Raw genomic sequence first — 6,846 nt, 5'->3', positions numbered from 1 at the left:
GATGATTTAGATTTTGTTGATAATCAAGAAGATTTAGGTTCTGTTATTGACAAAATTGACGCTCAAATAAACGGATTATTCTAACTATAAAAACTTTAAACAATAAAAAAGCCCGCCAATGGTGAGCTTTTTTATTGTTTATGATTAAAGGCTTTTAAGATTTCTTTTCTAAAACTTCTTTAACTTTTATCTTTTTTATTGATGATTTAACATCTTTAAGTGCTTCTAATTTCGCATTAACTTCTTCATCAGTTCCTTCAAAAACCTTATCTTCTATAGTTGTTTCATTATTTTGAGTTGTTGTAGTAGTCACAATGGCTTTAACTGTACCATCATCATTAGTCGTCTTTTCAATTTTTATTTCAACTGTTTTTACATCTGGTTTTTGAACGTTCATAATTTCTTCTGAAACCTCTTGTTGATTAACAACACCACTATCACTTGTCATAGCAATGCTTGGTGCAATTACCAATGCTACAACAGACATTAATTTTAATAAAATATTTAATGAAGGTCCTGAAGTATCTTTAAATGGATCTCCAACGGTATCTCCAACAACGGATGCTTTATGAGCTGCTGTTCCTTTTTTACCTTGCTCTTCAATCATTTTTTTTGCATTATCCCAAGCTCCACCTGCATTCGATTGAAAAATAGCCATCAAAACTCCTGAAGTTGTAACCCCAGCCAATACTCCTCCTAACATTTCAGCTCCACCAATAAACCCTACTGCTACTGGCACTAATAATGCTAATAATCCTGGTAATACCATTTCTTTAATTGATGCATCTGTAGAAATTTCTACACATTTTTCATATTCAGCATATCCATCAGCAGCATCAAATATTTTTCTATCTTCAGGGGTTGCTTTAGACATATCAGAATCATACTTACGCATTACTTCTAATGCTGCCTTCAATTGAGGAATATCTCTAAATTGACGACGAACTTCTTCAATCATAGCCATTGCTGCACGGCCTACAGCATTCATAGATAACGCTGAAAATACAAATGGTAACATACCACCTACTAAAAGTCCTGCCATAATAGTTGGGTGAGAAACGTCAATTGAAGTAACGTTTGCTGTTTTCATAAAAGCTGCAAACAATGCTAGAGCGGTTAAAGCTGCAGAAGCAATTGCAAATCCTTTACCTACCGCTGCAGTTGTATTCCCAACTGCATCTAATTTATCAGTACGTTGGCGTACTTCTTTTGGTAATTCTGCCATTTCAGCAATTCCCCCAGCATTATCACAAATTGGTCCGTAAGCATCTACTGCTAATTGAATACCTGTATTTGCTAACATCCCAACGGCTGCAATTGCAATACCATACAAACCAGCAAAATAATGAGAAACAATAATTGCAGTTGCAATTAATAAAATTGGAACAGCTGTTGACATCATTCCAACACCTAATCCTGCAATAATATTTGTTGCTGAACCAGTTTCTGATTGCTTCATAATAAACAATACAGGCTTTTTCCCAGTTCCAGTATAATATTCTGTGATTTTTCCAACACCAAAACCAGCTAATAAACCAGCAATAGTAGCATAAAAAACACCCATAGCACCAAATGGTAATCCTTCAACAGACTCAGGTAACATGGCATTAATTATAAAATAAGAAGCTACAATCATTAAAAACCCAGATCCAAATTCACCAAGATTCAATGCTTTATGAGGAGATCCACCATCTTTTACTTTAACAAATAATGTTCCAAAGATAGACATCACAATTCCTACAGCAGCTAAAACCAATGGCAAATAAACTGCTCCTAAACCGTCAAATTCTGGAGTAAAAATATAGGCTCCTAATACCATTGTCCCTATAATTGAACCTACATACGATTCAAATAAATCGGCTCCCATACCAGCAACATCACCTACATTATCACCTACATTATCTGCAATAGTTGCAGGGTTTAATGGATGATCTTCAGGAATACCTGCTTCAACTTTACCAACTAAATCGGCTCCAACATCGGCTGCTTTTGTATATATTCCTCCTCCAACACGTGCAAATAATGCAATAGATGAAGCTCCTAATGAAAATCCTGAAAGTACATTTAATACCATTGCTAAATTTTCAGCTCCAGGCCACATCATTTGGTAAATCATAAATAAACCACTTAAACCTAAAACACCTAATCCAACAACTCCTAATCCCATAACTGCACCACCTGCAAAAGCAACTTCTAATGCTTTTCCTAATGAAGTTCTTGCTGCTTGTGTTGTTCTTACATTTGCTTTTGTAGCTGCTTTCATACCTATAAAACCTGCTAAAGCAGAACAAATTGCTCCAACAACAAATGACAATGCTATCATTCCGTTTGAACCCTCTTCATAAGTTCCTTTAAAAAACAATAAGATAGCAACTGTAACAACAAAAATAGCCAATATTTTATACTCTGCTTTTAAGAATGACATTGCTCCATCTGCAATGTGTTTTGCAATTTTTGACATTTTTTCATTTCCAGAATCTTGTTTAGTAACCCAAGCATTTTTTACAACGACAAATGCAAGCGCTAAAATTCCAAAAAGTGGTAAAAATTTGATTAATAAATCCATTATATATTAATTAAGTTTAATTATTTGTTTAGATGGGGCTAAAAATAGTATTTTCAAACGTTTTCGCAATGGTTTTATCAAAAAAAATCCCTTCATATTTTGAAAGGATTTTTTTTGATAAAATTATATGGTAAATGTTCTCTTTTTTTTATGTTCACTTAAATTGTATCTTTCAATACATTTATCTAAAATATCATAGGCTTCACTTTTATCTCCCCAACCACCTACATCAACTTTTTTTTCTTCTAAATCTTTATAAACTTGAAAAAAATGTTCAATTTCTTTTACCTGATGTGGATTCATATCTAAAATATCATTTAATTGATTCCAAATTGGATCTGATACAGGCACACATATTATTTTTTCATCAGGTCCTTTTTCATCAGTCATATGAAAAACACCAATAGCTTTAACTTCCATCACACACATTGGAAAAGTTGGTTCACTTCCCAAAACCAAAATATCTAGAGGATCTTTATCTAAAGCTAATGTTTCTGGAATAAAACCGTAATCACCAGGATACATCATTGATGAGAATAACATTCTATCGAACCTAATTTTATTTAAGGTAAAATCATACTCGTACTTATTTCTACTTCCTTTTGGTATTTCGATTAGTACATCGAACGTTCTTTTGGTTTTTGAATTCATTTTCTCTGATTTTTTTGGCAAAAATACATAATTCTGAATGTACAATTGTTAATTTATTCTGAAATTTAGAAATGAAAGCCGAAAGCTCCTTTAATTGCGAAATTATTTGCTCCTGGTGTGTTTTTATAATTCCCTCTCCAACTAAAATCTATTCTAAACACTTTAAATATATTGCCAACTCCTACACTGTATTCATAATACCCTTTTGTTGGAGCAACATACTTAATATTTGAAGCATTTAGTGCGCTATTTTTATCTGAAATTTCACCCCAAACACCTTTTATACTTACAATTTCTCGTAAATTTAATTTTCTTAGTAGTGGCACTCTCGAAAAAAATCGACCATTAAAATTGTGTTCAACATGTATTGAAGCATAGCTGTCGGTCACAAATTCGTAATAATCTAATAATGAATAGGTGTTTTCAATGGTGAAATAAGATTGATTCCCTGGAACTACACTTAATAAACCTAGAGGAACTTCTCCAAATGTTTTTCCTACTTCAAAAGTAGTAAACATTCTGCCAAAACCACCAATTAGTATTGGCTGGCGATAATAAAATTGAATTTTTTGATAGTTAAAATTACTATTAAAAATCCCTTTAATTCCTCTAGAATAATTTAAAAATAAGGTTGAATAGGTATCTGTTACTTCATTACGTTCAACGCCATAACCTATTGTTTTTCTATTAGGAGTATATTTTACTGAAAAATCTATTTCAGATTGAATGCTACTAGATTTTTTAATAGTAGCTGCTTCATCTACCCAATAATCTAAATTAAATGTTTTTGGTGAAGCGGATTCTAAAGTTCTATAAGAAGCACCCAATCGAAATTCTAAATTTTTTCTAGGTTCAATTGAGATAAATAAATTCGATAAATTTATATTTGTAAGCTTTGTATTATCACCACTCGAAAACAGTGTTGAAGATGCAAAGCTACGTCCCAAAACATCATTAGTTGTTGTTAAACTAACACCTATTTGTTCAACATCTCGCCTATTTCCACCACCAATTATTAATCTGCTTTTTGGATTAAGCATCCATTTACCAGATAAGCCATACTTAAATTTTTGATCGTCAAAACCGTAAGCTGTATAACCCTGTAAACGCCAAGGCTCACTACCACCTAAAAATGTTCTTCCTCCTACCCGTAAACGCCATCCTTCAACATCATTTTTTCCAATAGTTGAAAAAATATCACCATAATCAAATTTATTAAACTCTATATACCCTGATCCTAAAATTGAAACTAAATTGTAGATTCTTTTAAATTTAGGAACAGTTGTTAAAGTATCTAACAATTTGTAAATACCTTTCTCGTTTTTGTTTAATTTTTCTTGTCTGCCAGCATTCCAGTAATTATCATTTTTGTTGTATATAGAAACATCGTAAACGTCTATTTCTTTATTATAAAACTTAGCTTCTTTTACTTTATTAAAATCATAGTCTTTATACATGGTTGTTCTTCTTCCGTATACACCTTTTGATTTTTCTTTTTTCTTAAAGCTAAAGTCAGATAACATGTAATCTCTTTTCAGTAGAAATACAGAGTCATTCAAAACATCAAATTCCTGTTCAATATAAATGTCTTTCACCCAGTTTATATTTGCACTACGCGTAGCTTGCATATTAATTTCCTTTACGGCAAATGTGGTATCATTTACCCAAAAGTCACCTTTAAATGTTAATTCATTTTTTCTTCTTGGGTAATATAAAATATTGTAACACCACTTATTGTCTATATAAGCACTATCAGTTAACACGTAATTATAGGTTGAAATTCCTGAAGCTTTTGAAATTGGGCTCACAAAACTTTTGTCGAAAATTTTAATATAGCTATCGTAAATATTGTATTCAACATATAAATCTTTAATAAATGCTATTACATTTTGATTAGAATCGAATCCTGAATTTTTATTTGCAATTAAATCTTCTCGAAAACTTTTTCCATTTTTATTAGTTCCATACGATTTGTAAACAGATTCATTGATAAAAATTGGCAAAAAAGCTTTTCCTGTAATTCTAGAAGTATCAATACCTTCAAAAACAAACTCCATTCCTTTAAAAAGTTTGCTTTTTTTCATAGCGCTATCTACATTATTTAAATCGAATTCTAATTTTTCATACTTTTCGTATTCATATTGATCGAATAAATAAATACCATTTTGACGTTTTTTAGCCCAAATCTTTTTCAAAATTGCAATAGCGGGATTTCCTTTTTTCTTAATTTTTCCACTATAAATAAACACTTCTTTTAATTTTGAAGCAGCTTCTTTTAATGTAATTATCAAATTAAAGTCTCTACTTTTTACAGTTACAGTTTTCGGTTCAAAACCTATAAATGAAACTTTTACTTTAGTATATGTTTTATCAGATTCTAAGTAAAATTTTCCGTTTTCGTCTGAAACAGTTCCTGTAGTTGAGCCAACAAAAACAATGTTAGCAAAAGGAACTGTTTCATTTTGTTCATCTTTAACAACCCCGCTAATTTTCACTTGTGAAAAAGTAGCTGAAACAGTGAATATTAATAGTAAACTAAGTAACTTAAATTTTTTCATAATACTAAAAAATTCCTCTCAAGATAAAACTAGAAAGGAATTTATAACGCAAATTCTATGCCTTTATTTTATATATAATACTTCTTTAACAGCTTTCACAACATCATTAAAGTTTGGTAACCATTCTTCTAATAAAACTGGAGAGTATGGTGCAGGTGTATCAGCCGTTGTAATTCTTTTTATTGGAGCGTCTAAATAGTCAAATACATTTTCTTGTACTTGAAATGTAATTTCAGAAGAAATACTTGCAAATGGCCAAGATTCTTCTAAAACAACTAACCTATTCGTTTTTTTAACCGATTTAAAAATCGCATCAAAATCCATTGGTCTAATCGTACGCATATCTAAAATTTCTACTGAAATTCCTTCTTTTTCTAAAACTTCAGCAGCTTTATATGCTTCTTTAATTATTTTTCCAAATGAAACAATGGTAACATCTGTTCCTTCTCTTTTTACATCTGCAACACCTATTGGGATAATGTATTCTCCTTCAGGAATTTCCATTTTATCACCGTACATTTGTTCTGATTCCATAAAAATTACAGGGTCATTATCTCTAATAGCAGCTTTTAATAATCCTTTTGCGTCATACGGGTTTGAAGGTATAATTACTTTTAAACCTGGTGTGTTAGCAAACCAATTTTCAAATGCTTGTGAATGTGTAGCTCCTAATTGTCCTGCAGAACCAGTTGGCCCTCTAAAAACAATAGGGCAAGGTAATTGCCCACCAGACATTTGTCTAATTTTAGCAGCATTATTTATAATTTGATCAATCCCAACTAAAGAAAAGTTAAAAGTCATAAACTCTACAATTGGTCTGTTACCATTCATTGCTGAACCAACTGCAATACCAGTAAAACCTAACTCGGCAATTGGAGAATCTATTACACGTTTTGCTCCAAATTCATCTAACATTCCTTTTGAAGCTTTATATGCACCATTATATTCAGCAACCTCTTCTCCTATTAAGAAAATAGATTCATCTCTTCGCATTTCTTCGCTCATTGCTTCACAAATAGCTTCTCTAAATTGTATCGTCTTCATTGTATCTTATTTTAAGATTTGCAAAAG

Annotated in this window: 4 protein-coding genes and 1 pseudogene; 1 reads left to right on the top strand and 4 read right to left on the bottom strand. The window is 31.4% G+C overall.

The genetic code is table 11. The annotated features are described in order from the left end of the window. Positions 1–84 (top strand): annotated as a pseudogene (locus tag QM495_RS03985) (deoxynucleoside kinase); the annotation flags it as partial. A gap of 70 nt (positions 85–154) precedes the next feature. On the opposite strand, the gene QM495_RS03980 reads toward QM495_RS03985, so the two are convergent. From QM495_RS03980 to QM495_RS03965, 4 genes are all read right to left on the bottom strand, one after another. Then, the gene (locus QM495_RS03980; protein WP_408670816.1) at positions 155–2,566 is read right to left on the bottom strand and encodes a sodium-translocating pyrophosphatase; all 2,412 of its coding nucleotides are present in this window, start codon (positions 2,564–2,566) and stop codon (positions 155–157) included. Positions 2,567–2,689: 123 nt separating this feature from the next. Next, positions 2,690–3,217: an inorganic diphosphatase gene (locus QM495_RS03975; protein ID WP_408670815.1), complete on the bottom strand. Its 528-nt coding sequence runs from the start codon at positions 3,215–3,217 to the stop codon at positions 2,690–2,692. A gap of 65 nt (positions 3,218–3,282) precedes the next feature. Further along, complete coding sequence (locus tag QM495_RS03970) at positions 3,283–5,775, bottom strand: DUF5686 family protein (protein WP_408670814.1); 2,493 nt, start codon at positions 5,773–5,775, stop codon at positions 3,283–3,285. A 63-nt stretch (positions 5,776–5,838) separates the two neighbouring features. After that, entirely contained in the window at positions 5,839–6,819 is a 981-nt protein-coding gene (locus tag QM495_RS03965; RefSeq protein WP_408670813.1) for a pyruvate dehydrogenase complex E1 component subunit beta, read from the bottom strand. Between the last annotated feature and the right edge of the window lie 27 nt (positions 6,820–6,846).

The sequence above is a fragment of the Lutibacter sp. genome (assembly GCF_046055765.1).
GTDB lineage: Bacteria > Bacteroidota > Bacteroidia > Flavobacteriales > Flavobacteriaceae > Lutibacter.
Note: the sequence above shows the minus strand (reverse complement) of the source record. Positions and strands in the feature narration are given on the sequence as shown.